Genomic DNA, 18900 nt, shown 5'->3' with positions numbered 1-18900 from the left:
GATCTGGCGCCCCTACTCTTATCCTTTGGCTTCCACCACCTCGTCCTCCGGCGCCTTGCCGTCGATACTGCCGCGCCAGCCGGTCTGCTGCACCCGCGCCAGCCGATTCTGATCCTGCTCGATGGCCGCGCTGAGCATCTCCTTGGCCCGCTGCAGGCTGGCGATGCGGAACTCGGTGTCCTGATAATTCTCCAGCGTGTCTTCCAGCATCTTCAGGTTATAGCGGCGGAACGTGTCCGCCTTCTCGCGCGCCTCATAGGCGTCCAGCCCCAGCAGCTCCAGCGTTTCACGGCCGACGCGCAGCGAGCTTTCGAAGGTTTCGCGCTCCGGTTTTTCCACCCCCAGCTGCCGCAGCTGATACCAGTGATCGACGTCGCGCGCCCGTGCCACCACCTTCAGATGCGGGAAGTGCTGCCTGGCCAGCTCGGTTAGCGCCAGGCTGTCTTCCACGTCATCGATGGCGTTGATCAGCACCTTGGCGTGGGCGGCGCCAGCGGCCTCCAGCAGATCGGCGCGCGTGGCGTCGCCGTAGAACACCTTGGTGTCGAATTTGCGCAGCGTTTCGATATGGTCCGGATCGTGATCCAGCACCACGGTGTGTACGCCGTTGGCCAGCAGCAAGCGGCCGGCGATCTGGCCGAAACGGCCGAAGCCGGCGATGATCACGCTGGCATTTTCGTCGTCGATGACGTCCGCCGGGCGCTCCTCTTTCGGCGCATTTTTCTCCAGCTGCGCGGCGATCACCAACAGCAGCGGCGTGGCCGCCATCGACAGCGCCACCGCCAGCGTCAGCGACTTGGCCCATTCGACCGGCAGTACGCCGGCCAGCTGCGCGGCGCTGAAGATCACGAAGGCGAATTCACTGCCCTGCCCCAGCAGAATGGCAAACAGGCCGCGCTGGCGCTTCGGCACGCCGAGCAGCGGCCCAATCAGCCACAGCAGCGCTGCCTTGATCAGCATAAAGCCCAGCAACAGCGAGGCGATCAGCAGCGGGTGATGGAACAGCGTGCCGAAGTCGATCGACATGCCGACGCCGATAAAGAACAGCCCCAGAAGCAGCCCTTTGAACGGCTGAATATCGCTCTCCAGCGCGTGGCGGTATTCCGAGCTCGCCAGCAGCACCCCGGCGAGGAACGCCCCCATCGCCATCGACAGCCCGGCCATCTCCAGCAGGATGCCGAAGCCGAACACCAGGAACAGCGCCACGGCGCTGAACACCTCGCGCATGCCCGAACGGGCGACGAAGTGCAGCAGCGGGCGGGTGACGTAGCGGCCGAGCAGCACCACCATCGTCAACGCGCCCACCACCTTGGCCGCCGACAGCACGAAAGCGCCCAGCGTGGTGGTGGCGCCGCTGCTGGCCAGCAGCGGGATCATCGCCACCAGCGGGATCGCCGCGATATCCTGGAACAGCAGCACCGCAAATGCGCTGCGGCCGATCGGCGACGGCGTCAGGTTGCGTTCGCTCATCGCCTGCATGGCGATGGCGGTGGATGAGAGCGCCAGCGTCAAACCTATCAGCAGCGCCACCTTCCAGTTGAGGCCGAGGAAGTAACAGAAGGCGCTCAGCGCCAGGCCGCAGCCCACCATCTGAATGCTGCCGCCGCCGAATACCGAGGCGCGCAGCGTCCACAGCCGCTTGGGATCCAGCTCCAGGCCGATGATAAACAGCATCAGCACCACGCCGATCTCGGCGAAGGTCAGGATCGATTCGGCGTCCGACACCAGCTTCAGCCCCCAGGGGCCAATGATGCAGCCGGCGATCAGGTAGCCGAGCACCGAGCCCAGCCCCAGACGCACCGCGATCGGCACGAACAGCGCGGCGGAGCCGAGGTAGATCAGCCCCTCGATCATCATGTGGTGGTTATCCATGGCTGGCCTCCCGAGTTTCCGCTTCGGCATGTTCCATCAGATAGTCGACCAACCGCTGCCGGTAGGCTTCGCCGGCGGCGAGCAGCGCCGGTTCGTTGCAGGTAAAAGTATTATGTACGGCAAAATAGGGTTGCCAGTTCATGCCGCAGTAGATCGCCGTGGCCTGCAGCGGCTGCGCCAGCGCAGCGAAGTTGGGAAAGTCGCCCAGCTCGAAGTGGTGCTCGTCGCCGCCGCTGGTCACCGCCCACAGGCAGTCTTTACCCACCAGCGCGTTGCCGTCGTGGCCGTAGGCCCAGCCGTGCTCCAGCACTTTGTCGATCCACAGCTTCAACAGCGGCGGGAAGCTGTACCACTGCATCGGATGCTGCAGCACCACCAGGTCGGCGCGCTCCAGCGCCCGCTGCTCGGCGTTGATATCGATATTGAAATCGGGGTACAGCTCATACAGCGAGCGCACCTCTACCTCGGGGAGATCCCTCACCGCCTGCAGCAGGCGCTGATTGGCATGCGAATGCCGGGGATACGGGTGAGCGTAAATTATCAGAATCATTGTTATCGTCGTTCCTTCGTTCCTTGCCAATACACCAAGCATATACCAATCACACAGGGTGACAGTTTGGCCACTGATTGATAGCGGAAATTTTTAACGCCTGCCGACAAATTCGCTGAATAAAAAAAGGGCGCTGCATTGAACTGCAGCGCCCCTGGCGTAGCGTTATCGCGCGGTTACTTGCCGATGCGCGCGTGCATTTCCTGCACCGACGTCACCTGCTCGGTCGGATCCGCTTTCAGCGCCATCGCGGTAGCGAAGCCGCCGTTCAACGTGGTGTCGTAGTGCACCTTGTACTGCAGGGCGCTGCGGCGAATCAGCTTGGAGTCCTCAATCGCCTGACGGCCGGCCGTGGTGTTGACGATGTAGGTGTACTCGCCGTTTTTGATACGGTCCTGAATGTGCGGACGCCCTTCGTGCACCTTGTTGACAAGGCGCGGGTTGATGCCCGCTTCGCCCAGCACCACCGCGGTGCCGTGGGTGGCGTCCAGCTCGAAGCCTTGCTTCAGCAGGCTGGCGGCCAAATCGACCACGCGGGCCTTGTCGCCTTCACGCACCGACAGCAGCGCGCGGCCCTGCTTCTTCATGCCCGAGTTGCTGCCCAGCATCGCTTTGGAGAAGGCTTCCGCAAAGGTGCGGCCCACGCCCATCACTTCCCCGGTAGAGCGCATTTCCGGCCCCAGAATCGGGTCGACGCCCGGGAATTTGTTGAACGGCAGCACCACTTCTTTCACCGAGTAGTACGGCGGGATAATTTCTTCGGTCACGCCCTGCTCGACCAGCGTTTTGCCCGCCATTACGCGCGCGGCCACCTTGGCCAACGGCACGCCGGTCGCTTTGGAGACGAACGGCACGGTGCGCGCGGCGCGCGGGTTGACTTCAATCAGGTAGACTTCGTTGTCTTTCACCGCGAACTGCACGTTCATCAGGCCGCGTACCTGCAGCTCGAACGCCAGTTTTTCCACCTGGCGACGCATCACGTCCTGAATTTCCTGGCTCAGGGTGTACGCCGGCAGCGAACACGCGGAGTCGCCGGAGTGCACGCCCGCCTGCTCGATGTGCTCCATGATGCCGCCAATCAGCACGCGCTCGCCGTCGCAGATGGCGTCGACGTCCACTTCCACCGCGTCGTCCAGGAAGCGGTCCAGCAGCACCGGCGCATCGTTGGACACGCTGACCGCAGTCTGGAAGTAACGGCGCAGGTCGGTTTCGTCATAGACAATTTCCATCGCCCGGCCGCCCAGCACGTAGGAAGGGCGCACCACCAGCGGATAGCCGATGCCCGCCGCCTTCTCCACCGCCTGCTCGATGGCGGTGACGGTGGCGTTGGCCGGCTGCTTCAGGCCCAGACGGTTAACCGCCTGCTGGAAGCGCTCGCGGTCTTCGGCGCGGTCGATGGCGTCCGGGCTGGTGCCGATGATCGGCACGCCCGCGGCTTCCAGCTCACGCGCCAGCTTCAGCGGGGTCTGGCCGCCGTACTGCACGATCACGCCCTTCGGCTTCTCGATGCGCACGATTTCCAGCACGTCTTCCAGCGTTACCGGCTCGAAATACAGACGGTCGGAGGTGTCGTAGTCGGTGGAGACGGTTTCCGGGTTGCAGTTGACCATGATGGTCTCGTAGCCGTCTTCGCGCAGCGCCAGCGAGGCGTGCACGCAGCAGTAGTCGAACTCGATGCCCTGGCCGATACGGTTCGGCCCGCCGCCCAGCACCATCACTTTCGGCCGGTCGTTGGTCGGGTTGGACTCGCACTCTTCTTCATAGGTGGAGTACATGTAGGCGGTGTCGGTGGCGAATTCCGCCGCGCAGGTATCCACGCGCTTGTACACCGGATGCAGGCCGTGGCTGTGGCGCAGCTTGCGAATTTCGCTCTCGGCGACGCCGGCCAGCTTGGCCAGACGCGCATCGGCGAAGCCCTTGCGCTTCAGGGTGCGCAGGAACGCTTTGTTCAGGCCGTTGATGCCCGCTTCGGCCACCTGCTCTTCCAGGCGCACCAGCTCTTCAATCTGCACCAGGAACCAGCGGTCGACGTTGGTCAGGTTGAAGACGCCGTCAACCGACAGACCGGCGCGGAAGGCGTCGGCGATGTACCAGATGCGGTCAGAGCCGGCGTCTTTCAGCTCGCGGCGGATTTTGGTCAGCGCTTCCGGATCGTCCAGGCTCACTTTCGGGTCGAAGCCGGTGGCGCCCACTTCCAGGCCGCGCAGCGCTTTTTGCAGCGACTCCTGCTGGGTGCGGCCGATGGCCATCACTTCGCCGACCGATTTCATCTGGGTGGTCAGGCGGTCGTTGGCGCCGGCGAACTTCTCGAAGTTGAAGCGCGGGATCTTGGTCACGACGTAGTCGATGGACGGTTCGAACGATGCCGGGGTGCGGCCGCCGGTGATGTCGTTCATCAGCTCATCGAGGGTGTAGCCCACCGCCAGCTTTGCGGCGATCTTGGCGATAGGGAAGCCGGTGGCTTTCGACGCCAGCGCCGAAGAGCGCGACACGCGCGGGTTCATTTCGATAACGATCAGGCGGCCGGTTTTCGGGTTGACCGAGAACTGCACGTTGGAGCCGCCGGTTTCCACGCCGATCTCACGCAGCACCGCCATCGAGGCGTTGCGCATGATTTGGTATTCCTTGTCGGTCAGGGTCTGGGCCGGCGCGACGGTGATCGAGTCGCCGGTGTGGATGCCCATGGCGTCGAAGTTTTCGATAGAACAGACGATGATGCAGTTGTCGTTCTTATCGCGCACCACTTCCATCTCGTACTCTTTCCAACCGATCAGCGATTCATCGATCAGCAGCTCGTTGGTCGGCGACAGATCCAGGCCGCGTTCGCAGATCTCTTCGAACTCTTCGCGGTTGTAGGCGATGCCGCCGCCGGTGCCGCCCATGGTAAAGGAAGGGCGGATGATGCACGGGAAGCCGACGTCAGCGGCGACCGCCAGCGCTTCTTCCATGGTGTGCGCAATGCCGGAACGCGCGGTATCCAGACCGATTTTCTTCATCGCCACGTCGAAACGGCGACGGTCTTCGGCCTTGTCGATCGCATCGGCGGTGGCGCCGATCATGGTCACGCCGAACTCTGCCAGCACGCCCTGACGCTCCAGCTCCAGCGCGCAGTTCAGCGCCGTCTGGCCGCCCATGGTCGGCAGCACCGCATCCGGGCGCTCTTTTTCGATGATCTTGCGCACCACTTCCCAGTGGATCGGCTCGATGTAGGTCGCGTCGGCCATTTCCGGGTCGGTCATGATGGTCGCCGGGTTGGAGTTGACCAGAATGACGCGGTAACCCTCTTCGCGCAGCGCTTTACACGCCTGGGCACCCGAGTAGTCGAACTCACACGCCTGGCCGATAACGATCGGGCCAGCGCCGAGGATCAGGATGCTTTTTATGTCTGTACGTTTTGGCATTTTTTTACTGCTCCTGATTATTTGGCGTTAGAACGGTAAGTCTCAATCAGTTCGATAAAGTGATCGAACAGCGGCGCGGCATCGTGCGGGCCTGGGCTGGCTTCCGGGTGACCCTGGAAGCTGAACGCCGCCTTGTCGGTGCGGTGAATGCCCTGCACCGTGTGGTCGAACAGCGATTTGTGCGTGACGCGCAGGTTCGCCGGCAGGTTGTTTTCATCGACGGCGAAGCCGTGGTTCTGCGCGGTGATCATCACGGTGTTGTTGTCCAGATCCTTCACCGGGTGGTTGCCGCCGTGGTGGCCGAGCTTCATCTTCATGGTTTTCGCCCCGCTGGCCAGCGCCAGCAGCTGGTGGCCCAGGCAGATGCCGAACACCGGGATGTCGGTTTCCAGGAACTGTTTGATGGCGGCGATGGCGTAGTCGCACGGCTCCGGGTCGCCCGGGCCGTTGGACAGGAAGATGCCGTCCGGATTCATTTTCAGCACCTCGTCGGCCGGGGTCTGCGCCGGCACCACGGTCAGGCGGCAGCCGCGATCCACCAGCATGCGCAGGATGTTGCGCTTGGCGCCGTAGTCGTAAGCCACCACGTGGAACGGCAGCTCCGCGGCGGTTTTGGCTTCGGGCAGGTCGCCTTCAAGCGTCCAGCTGCCTTGCTGCCAGCTGTAAGCCTCTTGGGTGGTGACCTCTTTCGCCAGATCCATGCCCTTCAACCCCGGGAAACCTTGCGCCTTGGCCAGGGCCAGCGCGGCGTCCGGCGAGTCGGCGGCGATGATGCAGCCGTTCTGGGCGCCCTTCTCGCGCAGCAGGCGGGTTAATTTACGGGTATCGATATCGGCGATCGCCACGATGTTGTGACGCTTGAGGTAGTCGGACAGGCTTTCTTCGTTGCGGTAGTTGCTGGCGATCAGCGGGAGGTCACGAATGACGAGGCCTTGGGCGTGTACTGCGGAGGATTCTTCGTCGGAAGCATTGGTGCCGACATTGCCGATATGAGGATAAGTAAGAGTAACGATCTGGCGGGAATAGGAAGGATCAGTGAGGATTTCTTGATAACCGGTCATCGACGTATTGAAGACCACTTCCCCCACTGCCGTTCCCTCTGCCCCGATGGCCCGACCGTGGAATTGGGTTCCGTCTTCCAGAACCAATAGCGCTGACTTTATCAAAACATCCTCCGAGGAATAATCAATCACAATATTTGCATATTAATTCAGATATCGCGATCTAAATCAATGCAAAAACCGTCCGCGAGGCCAATTTTTGGCAAATTGGGCGCATTTTAATGATGAGTGCCCGGCTTGTCTACCCAAACTGCCGTTTTTTGTTTTATTTTTGCAGTTCTCGGCGCTCATGTGGCTTGAGCGTCGATAAAAACACAGAAAACCGGGGCTGGAAAACGGTTGCGAAGCTGAATGACGGAAAATGGCGCCAGAATGGGCTTAAAAAGACGCTGAAATGGGATCTGGTGGATGAAAACGGGGTGATTAGCGAGATAATCATCGATAAATAACAATAACGACAACAAAATAAAACCAACACTTCATTTTTCATGTTAAAAAAAAGGACAATAAATTTATTGTCCGATTATCATAGCATTATGATCAATACAACCACATCACGATGGTATGCAAATCAATTATAATTGGTCCAAATTCAACACGTCGCGCATATCAAACAGACCTTTATCACGGTTATGTAACCAGGAAGCCGCTCGCACCGCGCCGCTGGCAAAAGTCATACGGCTGGAGGCTTTATGGGTGATTTCCACCCGTTCACCGATGTCGGCGAACATCGCGGTGTGCTCGCCGACGATGTCGCCGGCGCGAATGGTGGCAAAGCCGATGCTTTTCGGATCGCGCTCGCCGGTATGGCCTTCGCGCGCATAGACCGCGCAGCTTTTCAGATCGCGCCCCAGCGCGCCGGCGATCGCTTCGCCCATGGCCAACGCCGTGCCCGACGGCGCATCCACTTTGTGGCGGTGGTGCGCCTCAACGATTTCGATATCGGTATAGTCGCCCATCACCTGCGCGGCCTTCTCCAGCAGTTTCAGCACCAGGTTGACGCCGACGCTGAAGTTGGCGGCGAACACGATGCCGATATGCTGCGCCGCATCGCGGATCGCCTGCTTGCCGGCGTCATCGAAGCCGGTAGTGCCAATCACCATCGCCTTGTGGTGCGCCACGCAAAAATCCAGGTAGCCCCGGGTGCTTTCCGGGCGGGTGAAGTCGATCAAAATATCGAACTCGTTCGCCACCTTCTCCAGACTGTCGCTCACCTTGACACCCAGCGCGCCAATGCCCGCCAGCTCACCGGCGTCGACGCCGATCAGGCTGGAACCCGGGCGCGACAGCGCCGCCCCCAATACCACGCCTTCCGCCTGCTGCACCGCCTGGATCAACTGACGGCCCATCCGGCCGCCGGCGCCCGCAATCGCAATGCGGATTTGTGTATCACTCATGCTTGCTCTCTTCTTGATTTGACGCCTATCCCATTAGGCTATCGATTCAGGGTAACCGCCCCGCTTCAGCGTCGCCAGAGGATTCATTTCATAATTAGAAAATTATGATATTCCCCCGCTTTCATCAGCGGCGCTGTCGTGAGATTAACATTCAACCGATTTGGCGGCCTGCGACGATTGTACATAATCATGCAGTTTCCATGGCAAAAAAATGCGGGATAAAGGCGCCGAAAACGGCGCCTGGGGAAGGGAGAACGGCGAGGTCAGGCGGTGATAGCGGCCACTTCGTTGGCGATCGCCGTCAGCGCGTCGTGGCGGGCATAGTCCTCACGCACCAGCGCCGCACGTTGCCGATAGATCGGCTGCTGTAGAATGCGCGTCGCCGCCGCCAGGATCTGTTCGGCGCTCGGCGTGCTGGTGTGCAGGCTGATGCCGCAGCCGGCGGCCACCACGCGCGCGGCCGCCTCCAGCTTGTCCTCGCCGGTGCCGGCGACGATCAGCGGCACGCCGCTGTCCAGCGCATAGTTGATCGAGCCGTAACCGCCGTTGGTGATCAGCAGAGCCGTCTCCGGCAGCCAGCGTTCGAAGGAGATAAACTCCCGCACTCTGGCATTGCCCGGCAGCGCGTCCATCAGCCCTTCCGTCGCCCTTCCGCCGGTGGTGGCCAGCACCCGCACCGGCAGATGCGCCAGCGCTTGCAGCGTCGGCACGATCAGCTGATGCAGATCGACATTGGCCAGCGTGCCCTGTGTCACAATCACCAGCGGCCGACGATCGTCCGCCTCCCACAGCGTCTCTTCCGCCGCCGGCTGGCCGCCGCTACGCAGCGGGCCAACGAATCGCACGCCGCTCGGCAGATCGTCACGCTCATATTCCAGCGCCGTGGTAGCCAGCTGCAGGAAACGCTCGCAGCCGCCGATCAGCGCGTCGGTGAACGGGCGATCCAGCGCCCGCCCGCCCGCCTGCAGCAGCGCCGCATCGAAGCTCTGCTGCACGTCATCGATCAGCACGCGCGTTTCCTCATCCACCAACTGCTCACGGGTCAACGCCTGCGGCAGCAGCGCCGGCGGGATACGCGGGCCATAAAAAATAGCATCGCGCGAAGAATACGACAGCGGCGTAGCGCCGATACCGAAGACCGGCGGCCGCTCGGCGGACTGCAGCAGCGGCAGCACGCCGTAGAAGCAGTTCTCCACCATCAGCAGATCGGTCTTTTCGGCGGCGATGGCCGCACGCAGCTGCCGATCCAGCAACGGGATCGGTGCGGCGAAGAAATCCTTCAGCGCCAGCGCCATCTGCGCATTGCCCGGCGGCAGCGCGGCGCGCTCGGGGAAGTGCTCTTCCAGGTGGCGGTAATCGAAATCCACCTGCGCGTCGAACGGCACGAAGCTCGCGCCCGCCGCCTCGGCGCGTTCGCGAAACAGCGCGCCGGTCATCACCCGCACCTGATGCCCTTGGGCAATCAGGTGGCGAGCGATGGCTAACATCGGGTAGACGTGCCCCGGAGTGGCGACCGCCGCCATCAGTATCCTTGCCATAATGCTCCTTTACGCTTCTGCGTTGGCCGGCTTCAGCGCCAGATTGGCGCACACCGGGTTGCTCTGAATATGCACGCGCTGCAAATGACGCGCGGAACGGGCGGTAAAGCCCTCACGGCCGTGCAGCAGCGAGAAGTTGTCCGCCACCACCACGTCGCCCTGTTGCCATTGGTGGGCATAATAGTGACGCGGATCGTACAGGTGCTGCTGCAGAGTGTGGTGGAACTGTTCCTGCTGGTGTTCCGGCACGCCGTGGTATTCCAGCGCATGTTGATTGAGGAATTTTTTTCCTTCCGTCGGCGGTTCATTGTAGCGCATGATCAAGCCCCTGCCGTTCGGGTGCTGCACCACCAGCGGCGAACAGACTTCGCCGCCGTAATGCACCACCTGCTTGATGCGGTAGGTGATCGAGACCGACAGCCACTGATCCAGCAGCGCTTCGTCCGCATTGGCCAACAGCCGCGTGGTGTCGACGAAGGTGGTGCATCCGCCTTCGTCCGGCGACGGCGCCGCCACGCAGTGGAACAGCTGGAACTCGGGGATGGTCGGCTTATACATGCCATCCCAGTGCAGCGGGACGTAGCTGCTGTCGAAGATATGATCCTTGGCGTCCGGATGCTCCTTCACGTCCAGCACCGCGCCGAACGGCCACATCATGATCTCGCCCCACTGCTCAGCGTAGCGAGTCAGAACTTCCGCCTCGCTGAAACCCGAGTCGAATCCGCGCAGCACCAGCAAGTGGTGTTCCTGCGCCAGCGCCCGCAGCGCCGCCACCGGCAGCTCGCCGATCTTTTGCCCCGGATGCTGCGGCGTCAGGATCGCGCCAAACGGGGTATTCGGTTGAATATGGCAATTAAGCGGTTGGTTGTTCATCGGTGATTCTCCTTGCATCGAATGTGCTGCTCACACGGCAACGTGCCGTCAAAAACGCGCCCGCCAGGATTCCGGGCGCAAAAGCCCGCCACGGCCTCAGGCCATCTGCGGTTGTTCGATCAGGTAATGGCTCGGCGTGCCGCGGATCTCCACCAGTTCGCCGTCCAGGCTCTGCGCGTCTTTACGCTTCATCAGCACGAACTGGCCGTTCACGTTGGCCGCCACGCCGTGCCACGGCGTTAGCCAGTCGTCTTTGGTCGGCATCATGTGGATGCCCATTTTCAGGCTGTCGGCCGGCTGCGGGTGAATCGACAGGCGGATCGCCGCCGGGAAATGCTGCGCCAGCAGGTTGCCCCAGGCCCAGCTGCGCTGGATCACGCCGCAGGCGCGTTGTTTGGCGTCTTTCTGCAGCGCGGCGTTGGAACCGCTGTAGCCCGGCAGCTGGCTGTCTTCATACAGGAATCGCGTGATGGCGCGGTACAGCAAGAGGCCCTGTTCGTCCTGCATCAGCTGTTGCTTGATCGCCTCTTCCGATTCGGCATAGCCCTCCACCAACAGCCGGCGCAGCAGATCGTAATCATCGGTATGTTCCGCCAGGCCTTTGACGTCGCCGAGGTTGAACACGCTCAGGTGCGTCGCGCCCACTTCATGCAGCAGGCTTTCAATCTCACGCTGATAGTGGTTGATCGCTTCATCGCTGACGCGGATCAGATCGCCGAACACGTGGCCGTCGGAGCAGATAACGATATGCGCCCCCGGCGGGTAATAGAGTTGAATGCGCTGGCACAGCGAGTTGAGGAAGATCAGCGACAGCCGCTCCGCCATGTCCGGCACCGCGCCGATCACCTTGTTGGTGTTGGGCGACTTGGTGGGAAAGGCCGGCAGCACGAATTCGATACGTTGCTCGTTTTCAATGAATGCCCGAATGCGCGGCAATTGCACCTGAGTGACCCGCCGTTCTTCTTCGGCAATCGAGGTATCGTCACCGGGGAAGCGGCGGCGGTATTGCAATAATTCACGTAGAATTTTTAACGATATTTCTTCTTTCTGAGCGCTGTCCACAATGAGCTCCTGTTGCGATGTGGCGCGGGTGAATTATTGATAAGCGCAATAAGATTTATCAAAAAGAGAAAAAACCCTGCGAAATAATAATCAGCCCGGCGTTTATATGCTTCAGGCAATATAGAAGAGATAGTGCTATATTATTAGCCCGTATAATTCACAATCTTGGTTAAGTTGTGCTTAACAAACTATGAGCAATATTTTAAAACGCATGGCCATTTTCTCAAAAGTGGTCGATTGCGGCGCATTCAGCATGGCGGCAAAAGAATTGGGCATGACGACTTCCGCCGTCAGCCAGCATATTCGCCAGTTGGAGGAACATCTGGGCATTCAATTACTGCTGCGATCGACGCGTTCATTGAGTCTGACCGAAGCCGGATTGTGCTTTTATGAAGATTGCCTGCTGATGATCCACGCCGCCGAACGTGGCCAACAACGGATCGCCGCGCTGCGCGGCGAACTGGTCGGTGAGCTGCGCGTCGCCACCTCCACCGAATTCGCCACTCACTACCTGGTGCCTGCGCTGCAAAGTTTTCTCGACGAACATCCCCGTCTCACGCTGCGGCTGGAAATCCACGATGAGAAGATAGATCTCATCACGCAGCGCATCGATCTGGCGATACGCGGCGGCGTGCTGGCCGACTCCAGCTACGTTTCCACGCGGCTGGCGTGCTGCCGCGAAGTGCTGTGCGCCTCGCCGGCTTACCTGGCGCATCACGGCGTGCCGGATTCGCCACAGGCGCTGACGCACCACCAATGGGTCACCTTTACGCCGCTCGGCAACCCGCAGTTTGTCCGTCTGATCCATCGTAACGGCGGTGAACACCGCATGCGTATGACCGGGCGCTTGTTCACCAACAGCGGTATGGCGATGAAGGAGTTGGCGCTGACCGGCAAGGGTATCATTCGCAATTTCTTCGCCAACGTTGAACGTGAATTGCGCAGCGGCGAGCTGATTGAAATATTGCCCGATTGGCGGTTACCGGAAATTAATTGCTACGCCATTATGCCGCGCAGGGAGAGCCAGCCATTAAAAGTCAGACGATTGCTGGAGCATATGAAACTCTATTTGCAGGAGAAGGGATTAAGCGCCGTAGAACATATCCGTCAGGAATAAAATAAGAAACATCTGCAATATCTATTATTGTAATTATTGTAATCACCTTACCAACACCGGGTCCTATTTAGATTGCAGCCTAATGATATCTTTATTAATAACTTTTCGCCAGCCTATATAATTAATCACACCGACGTTATTTCAAATACTCAGAATAAATTTGGCTTTAGTTAGCAGAAAATTTGAATATGCATGGAATATTATTTTTTACGCGGCGCGCTTTCCAAAAAAAACGGGAAGCCTAAGCTCCCCGTTGTCATCCGCCGGCGCATGTCAATCGATCTGACGAACGTCCACGCGCAGCTCTTTAGGCACTTCAAACACGATGTTCTCTTCACGCCCGCTGATTTCATGCACGTCCAGGCCACCCAGCGCTTTCAGGCGAGAGATCACCTCCTGCACCAGCACGTCCGGTGCCGAGGCGCCGGCGGTAACGCCGATATTGCGCGCTTCGCTCAGCCAGCTTTCCTGAATATCCGCCGCCGAGTCGATCAGATAAGCCGGTTTGCCGACGCGCTGCGCCAGTTCCGCCAGACGGTTGGAGTTGGAGGAGTTCTTCGACCCCACCACCAGCACCACGTCCGCATCGCCGGCCAGGTTGCGCACCGCTTCCTGACGGTTGGTAGTGGCGTAGCAGATATCATCCTTACGTGGCCCGATAATTTTCGGGAAACGCTGACGCAAGGCGTCGATCACGTCCGAGGTATCATCCACCGACAGCGTGGTCTGCGTCATGAAGCACAGGTTGTTTTCGTCTTTCACCTGCAGCTTCCACACGTCTTCCGGCGATTCGACCAGGTACATGCCACCCTGCGGGTTGCTGTACTGGCCCATGGTGCCTTCCACCTCCGGGTGCCCGGCGTGGCCGATCAGGATCGCTTCGGTGCCGCGGCGGCTGGCGCGCGCTACTTCCATATGCACCTTGGTCACCAGCGGGCAAGTGGCGTCGAACAGCATGGTCAGATCGCGCGCCTTGGCTTCGGCGCGCACCGCCTGAGAAACGCCGTGCGCCGAGAAGATCAGGATAGAGCCGTCCGGCACTTCGGCTATCTCTTCGATAAACACCGCGCCGCGCTCACGCAGGCTGTCGACCACGTAGCGGTTGTGCACCACTTCATGCCGCACGTAGATCGGCGCGCCATACAGTTCCAGCGCGCGTTCCACGATGCTGATCGCACGATCAACCCCGGCGCAGAAGCCGCGCGGGTTAGCCAGCAATATTTGCATGCATCTCCTCCTGCTGCGGATCGATCTCCAGCACTTCGATATCGAAGGTCACCGGATGGCCCGCCAGCGGATGGTTGAAATCGACGGTGATCGAATCTTCCGCCACCGCGCGCACCACGCCCGGCATTTCACTGCCGTCGATGGCGGTAAACAGCATGATGGTGCCCACGTCCGGCACGCCGGTTTCCGCGAAGTCGCGGCGCGAGAAAAACTGAACCAGATCCGGGTTCTCCGCGCCGAACGCCGCTTCCGGCTGCAGGGTAAAGGCGCATTTGTCGCCCGCGCGCAGGCCGAGCAGCTGCGCCTCCAGCGGCGCCGACAGGCTGCCGTCACCCAGGCGGAACAGCGCCGGCTTGCCGCTGCTGCGGGTGGATTCGGCGGTCGAACCGTCTTCCAGTTTCAGCGTAAAGTGAACCAGCACCGCGCTGTCACTGATAACCTGAGCCGTCATATTACTCACCTTTACTCTTTGCGCTTTTGTTCGCCGGCGACAGGAAACCTTCCAGCACGATCATCGCCGCGCCCACGCAGATAAAGCTGTCCGCCAGGTTGAAGGTCGGGTAGTGCCAGTCGCCGACGTAGAAGTCGATGAAATCGACCACGAAACCGTGCCACAGGCGGTCGAACAGATTGCCCAGCGCCCCGCCGATGATAAAGGCGTAGGCGATGTTGTTCAGCTTCTGCTGCGCCGCACTGCGGTACATCATCACCAGCAGCACCGCAACGATGGCGATGGCGATGCCGGCGAAGAACCAGCGCTGCCAGCCGCCGTGATCGGCGAGGAAGCTGAACGCGGCGCCGTAGTTGCGCGCGTAAAACAGGTTGAACGACGGGATCAATGGCTGGGACTGGCCCAGCGTAAAGTTAGCGAGGATCCACTGCTTGCTGCCGAAATCCAGCGCCAGCACCGCCACCACAACCCACAGCCAACGCAGGCCGGTCGAACAAATTGATTTACTCATCAGGCGCGAGTTCTCAGGCAAAGTTACGCTTCTCGCCGTCACCGGCGACGTTGCTTACACAGCGGCCGCAGATGTCTGCATGCTCCGCCACCAGGCCGATATCGGTGGTGTAATGCCAGCAGCGCGGGCACTTCTCACCCGGTGCCGTGCTGAAGGCGATCTTCAGCCCTTTCAGCAGCTCGGAAGCCTGCGCGTCAGCCGGCGCCTCCGCCAATGGCGCCACGCTCGCCGCAGAGGTCAGCAGCACGAAGCGCAGCTCATCCTGCAGGCTGTTCAGGCGCGCCGCCAGCTCGCTGTCGGCATACAGCGTCACCGCCGCTTCCAGCGAACCGCCGAGGCGTTTGTCGGCGCGCGCCTGCTCCAGCACCTTGTTCACTTCGCCGCGCACTTTCAGCAGCTCGGCCCAGAAAGCGTCGTTCATCGGCTCGCCTTCCGCCAGCCCGAACAGGCCGTCGTACCACTCTTCGGTGAACACGTACTGCGCGCGCTTGCCCGGCATGAAGCCCCAGATCTCGTCCGCAGTGAACGACATGATCGGCGCCATCCAGCGCACCAGCGCTTCCACGATGTGATACAGCGCGGTCTGGCAGCTGCGGCGGGCGACGCTGTCGCTCTTCGCGGTGTACTGACGATCCTTGATGATATCCAGGTAGAAGGAGCCCATCTCGACCGAGCAGAACTGCATCAGACGCTGCACCACTTCATGGAAATCGTAGTTGGCGTAAGCCTGCTCGATATCCTGCTGCGCCGCCAGCGCACGGCCGACCGCCCAGCGATCCAGCACCACCATGTCTTCCGGCGCCACGCAATCGGTGCTCGGCTCGAACCCGTTCAGGTTGGCCAGCAGGAAGCGCGCGGTGTTGCGGATGCGGCGATAAGAGTCGGCGGAACGCTTGAGGATCTCGTCGGACACCGCAATCTCGCCGGTGTAATCGGTCGACGCCACCCACAGACGCAGAATGTCGCCGCCCAGCTTGTTCATCACGTCCTGCGGGCTGACGGTGTTGCCGATCGACTTGGACATCTTGCGGCCCTGGCCGTCAACGGTGAAGCCGTGGGTCAGCACTTCTTTATAAGGCGCCTTGCCTTTCATCGCGGTGGAGATCATCAGCGATGACATGAACCAGCCGCGGTGTTGGTCGGAGCCTTCCAGATACATGTCGGCGCTGTGGCCGTGGAACTCAGGACGCACGTCGACCACCGAAGCGTGGGTGGAGCCGGAGTCGAACCACACGTCCAGCGTATCCGGCACTTTCACGTAGTCGGCGGCGTCCGCGCCGAGGATGTCGGCGGCGTCCAGATCCCACCAAGCCTGAATGCCGTCTTGCTCGACGCGCTTGGCCACTTCTTCCATCAGCTCAACGCTGCGCGGGTGCAGCTGCTCGGTTTCTTTATGCACGAACAGCGACATCGGCACGCCCCAGGTGCGCTGACGCGAGATGCACCAGTCCGGGCGGTTGGCCACCATCATTTCGATGCGCGCCTGACCCCAATCCGGGATCCACTGCACGCCTTTGATCTCTTCCAGCGACTGCTGACGCAGGCCTTTCTGATCCATGCTGATGAACCATTGCGGCGTGGCGCGGAAGATGATCGGCGTCTTGTGGCGCCAGCAGCACGGGTAGCTGTGCAGGAACTTCTCGACGTGCAGCAGCGCGCCTTTCTCACGCAGCAGGTCGACGATCAGATCGTTGGCCTTGAAGACGAACTTGCCGTCCAGCAGCGGATGGGTACCGGTCAGGTAGCAGCCGTTCGGCCCTACCGGGTTGGCGATCTCCAGACCGTATTTTTGGCTGATGACGAAGTCATCCGGACCGTGGCCACCTGCGGTATGCACCGCACCGGTACCGGCGTCCAGCGTCACGTGCTCGCCCATAATGGCCGGCACGTCGAAGCCCATAAACGGGTGTTTGAAGCGCAGCAGCTCCAGATCGGCGCCTTTGCAGCTGCCCAGCACCGTCCATTCGGTGATGCCGGCGCGTTTCATCACGCTTTCCACCAGCTCGGCCGCCAGGATCAGGCACTGGCCGTCAACCTGCACCAGCTGATAGGTGAAGTCCGGGTGCAGCGAGATCGCGCGGTTGGCCGGCAGGGTCCACGGGGTGGTGGTCCAGATAACCAGGGAGATGGCGCCGCTGAAGTTGCTCACGCCGAACTTGGCCGCCACGGCAGCCGCGTCGGCCGCATGGAAAGTCACGTCGATCGACGGCGAAGTCTTGTCGTAATACTCCACTTCCGCTTCCGCCAGCGACGATCCGCAGTCGGTGCACCAGTGAACCGGCTTGGCACCTTTCAGCAGGTGGCCGTTGCTGATGATCTTGCCCAGCGCGCGGATGATGTTGGCTTCGGTTTTGAAGTCCATGGTCAGGTACGGACGATCCCAGTCGCCCAGCACGCCCAGGCGGATGAAGTCCTTTTTCTGGCCTTCAACCTGCTCGGCCGCGTACTCGCGGCACTTCTGGCGGAACTCGGCCGCCGTCAGCTTCTCGCCCGGTTTGCCGTACAGCTGTTCAACCTTCAGTTCGATCGGCAGGCCGTGGCAGTCCCAACCCGGCACATAAGGCGAGTCGAAGCCGGCCATCCCTTTCGACTTGATGATAATGTCTTTGAGAATCTTGTTAACCGAGTGACCAATGTGAATGCTGCCGTTCGCATACGGAGGGCCGTCATGCAAAATGAAGGTTTTTTTGCCCTTTTTGGCAGTACGAATAATCCCGTACAGATCCTGTTCATACCAACGTTGCAGCATGCCAGGTTCGCGCTTGGCGAGATCGCCGCGCATCGGGAACCCTGTTTCCGGCAAGTTCAGGGTATTCTTGTAGTCACTCATTAGATTCTCGGTTCCGTTTTCGGCTATAGAGATTAAACCGGTGTCTGTAGCCCGAAGAACTTCCGGGCCGTCACCACATCATTGGCGATTTGCTGCTTCAGGGCATCGAGCGAAGCAAACCGCTGTTCATTGCGCAATTTTGCGCGGAGCACCACCTCAATATGGCGCCCGTAAAGATCCATTGTGACATCCAGCAGATGCACTTCCAGCTGCTGGCGCACGCCGGCGACGGTCGGGCGCGTACCGATATTGGCCACGCCCGGCAGCGGCTGCGGCCCCAGGCCGTACACTTCCACCGCATACACCCCTTTCACCGGCGCCACCAGGCGCTTGAGCGGCAGGTTGGCGGTCGGGAAGCCGATGGTGCGGCCCAGCTCGTCGCCATGCACCACGCGCCCGGAGATGCTGTACGGGTGGCCCAGCAGGGTCTCCGCCAGCGGCAGATCGTCCTCGCTCAGCGCGGTGCGGATCGCGGTGCTGCTGATGCGCCGATCGCCTTCGCGGAAGGTCGGGGTGCTGACCACCTCGAAGCCGTACTCTTTTCCGGCCTGCTGCAATAGCGGAAAATCGCCCTGGCGCCCGGCGCCAAAGCGAAAATCATCCCCCACCATCAGGAATTTGACGCCCAGTTTTTCCACCAGCAGCTCGGCGACGAACGCCTGCGCGGTGTTGGCGGCAAAACGCGGATCGAACTTGACGCAGAGCAGGTAGTCGACGCCCGCCTGCGCCAGGTAGTTGGCCTTGTCGCGCAGGCGCGTCAAGCGGGCCGGCGCCTTGTCTGCGGCGAACATCTCCAGCGGCTGCGGCTCAAAGATCATGACCATCACCGGCAGCCCGAGGCGTTGCCCTTGTTGCTTCAACTGCTCCAGCAACGCCTGATGACCGCGATGCACGCCGTCAAAGTTGCCGATGGTGAGCACGCAACCATGGTGGCGCGCCCGGATATTGTGAATGCCGCGAATTAGCTCCATAGCTGGCTCAAAACAGTGGAAATCGGCGGATTATACCTT

General features: G+C 60.9%; 15 protein-coding genes. 2 read left to right on the top strand and 13 right to left on the bottom strand.

Annotation, left to right across the window (positions count from 1 at the left end; translation table 11 throughout):
• Window positions 1-18: 18 nt before the first annotated feature.
• From kefC to carA, 4 genes are all read right to left on the bottom strand, one after another.
• On the bottom strand, window positions 19-1872 hold the full coding sequence (gene kefC / locus ACJ8IM_RS10490) for a glutathione-regulated potassium-efflux system protein KefC (RefSeq protein ID WP_033637070.1): 1854 nt from the start codon (window positions 1870-1872) through the stop codon (window positions 19-21).
• Window positions 1865-2422 (bottom strand): glutathione-regulated potassium-efflux system oxidoreductase KefF, encoded by a 558-nt coding sequence (gene kefF, locus ACJ8IM_RS10485; RefSeq protein ID WP_033637069.1) that lies wholly within the window; start codon window positions 2420-2422, stop codon window positions 1865-1867. The genes kefC and kefF overlap by 8 nt, the downstream gene beginning before the upstream one ends.
• 176 nt (window positions 2423-2598) lie before the next feature.
• Window positions 2599-5823 carry a carbamoyl-phosphate synthase large subunit gene (gene carB / locus ACJ8IM_RS10480; protein ID WP_038873387.1) on the bottom strand — a complete coding sequence of 1075 codons (3225 nt, stop codon included), beginning with the start codon at window positions 5821-5823 and terminating at the stop codon, window positions 2599-2601.
• Between the two features lie 17 nt (window positions 5824-5840).
• Entirely contained in the window at window positions 5841-6989 is a 1149-nt protein-coding gene (carA, locus tag ACJ8IM_RS10475; protein WP_048232622.1) for a glutamine-hydrolyzing carbamoyl-phosphate synthase small subunit, read from the bottom strand.
• Window positions 6990-7180: 191 nt separating this feature from the next.
• On the opposite strand from carA, the gene ACJ8IM_RS10470 reads away from it, so the two are divergent.
• On the top strand, window positions 7181-7333 hold the full coding sequence (locus ACJ8IM_RS10470; protein WP_154067215.1) for a hypothetical protein: 153 nt from the start codon (window positions 7181-7183) through the stop codon (window positions 7331-7333).
• Window positions 7334-7459: 126 nt separating this feature from the next.
• On the opposite strand, the gene dapB is transcribed toward ACJ8IM_RS10470, so the two are convergent.
• The 4 genes from dapB to pvcA all read right to left on the bottom strand — a co-directional run bounded on the left by dapB (window position 7460) and on the right by pvcA (window position 11754).
• On the bottom strand, window positions 7460-8281 hold the full coding sequence (gene dapB, locus ACJ8IM_RS10465) for a 4-hydroxy-tetrahydrodipicolinate reductase (protein WP_033649157.1): 822 nt from the start codon (window positions 8279-8281) through the stop codon (window positions 7460-7462).
• 263 nt (window positions 8282-8544) lie between these two features.
• The gene (locus ACJ8IM_RS10460; RefSeq protein ID WP_101455740.1) at window positions 8545-9804 is read right to left on the bottom strand and encodes a glycosyltransferase; all 1260 of its coding nucleotides are present in this window, start codon (window positions 9802-9804) and stop codon (window positions 8545-8547) included.
• 24 nt (window positions 9805-9828) lie between these two features.
• Window positions 9829-10692 carry a TauD/TfdA dioxygenase family protein gene (locus ACJ8IM_RS10455; RefSeq protein WP_033649154.1) on the bottom strand — a complete coding sequence of 288 codons (864 nt, stop codon included), beginning with the start codon at window positions 10690-10692 and terminating at the stop codon, window positions 9829-9831.
• Between the two features lie 96 nt (window positions 10693-10788).
• The gene (gene pvcA, locus ACJ8IM_RS10450) at window positions 10789-11754 is read right to left on the bottom strand and encodes an L-tyrosine isonitrile synthase (RefSeq protein WP_033637062.1); all 966 of its coding nucleotides are present in this window, start codon (window positions 11752-11754) and stop codon (window positions 10789-10791) included.
• 190 nt (window positions 11755-11944) lie between these two features.
• Here pvcA and ACJ8IM_RS10445 point away from each other — a divergent pair, with 190 nt between their 5' ends.
• Window positions 11945-12871 carry a LysR family transcriptional regulator gene (locus tag ACJ8IM_RS10445; RefSeq protein WP_033652892.1) on the top strand — a complete coding sequence of 309 codons (927 nt, stop codon included), beginning with the start codon at window positions 11945-11947 and terminating at the stop codon, window positions 12869-12871.
• Window positions 12872-13144: 273 nt separating this feature from the next.
• Here the strand turns inward: ACJ8IM_RS10445 and ispH are convergent, their stop codons facing one another.
• From ispH to ribF, 5 genes are read right to left on the bottom strand one after another with little or no spacing between them, the layout of a single operon-like run.
• Window positions 13145-14098: a 4-hydroxy-3-methylbut-2-enyl diphosphate reductase gene (ispH, locus tag ACJ8IM_RS10440; protein WP_033637058.1), complete on the bottom strand. Its 954-nt coding sequence runs from the start codon at window positions 14096-14098 to the stop codon at window positions 13145-13147.
• Entirely contained in the window at window positions 14079-14549 is a 471-nt protein-coding gene (gene fkpB, locus ACJ8IM_RS10435; protein ID WP_033637057.1) for an FKBP-type peptidyl-prolyl cis-trans isomerase, read from the bottom strand. The genes ispH and fkpB overlap by 20 nt, the downstream gene beginning before the upstream one ends.
• Window position 14550: 1 nt before the next feature.
• Window positions 14551-15060, bottom strand: a complete 510-nt coding sequence (gene lspA, locus ACJ8IM_RS10430; RefSeq protein ID WP_041033196.1) for a signal peptidase II — start codon at window positions 15058-15060, stop codon at window positions 14551-14553.
• A gap of 13 nt (window positions 15061-15073) precedes the next feature.
• On the bottom strand, window positions 15074-17890 hold the full coding sequence (gene ileS / locus ACJ8IM_RS10425; RefSeq protein ID WP_033649149.1) for an isoleucine--tRNA ligase: 2817 nt from the start codon (window positions 17888-17890) through the stop codon (window positions 15074-15076).
• Window positions 17891-17922: 32 nt separating this feature from the next.
• The gene (gene ribF, locus ACJ8IM_RS10420; protein ID WP_033649147.1) at window positions 17923-18861 is read right to left on the bottom strand and encodes a bifunctional riboflavin kinase/FAD synthetase; all 939 of its coding nucleotides are present in this window, start codon (window positions 18859-18861) and stop codon (window positions 17923-17925) included.
• Window positions 18862-18900 lie beyond the last annotated feature (39 nt).

This window comes from Serratia sp. CY33525 (assembly GCF_052169115.1).
Taxonomy (GTDB): Bacteria; Pseudomonadota; Gammaproteobacteria; order Enterobacterales; family Enterobacteriaceae; genus Serratia; species Serratia sarumanii.
This window is presented reverse-complemented; position numbering and strand designations above follow the sequence as displayed.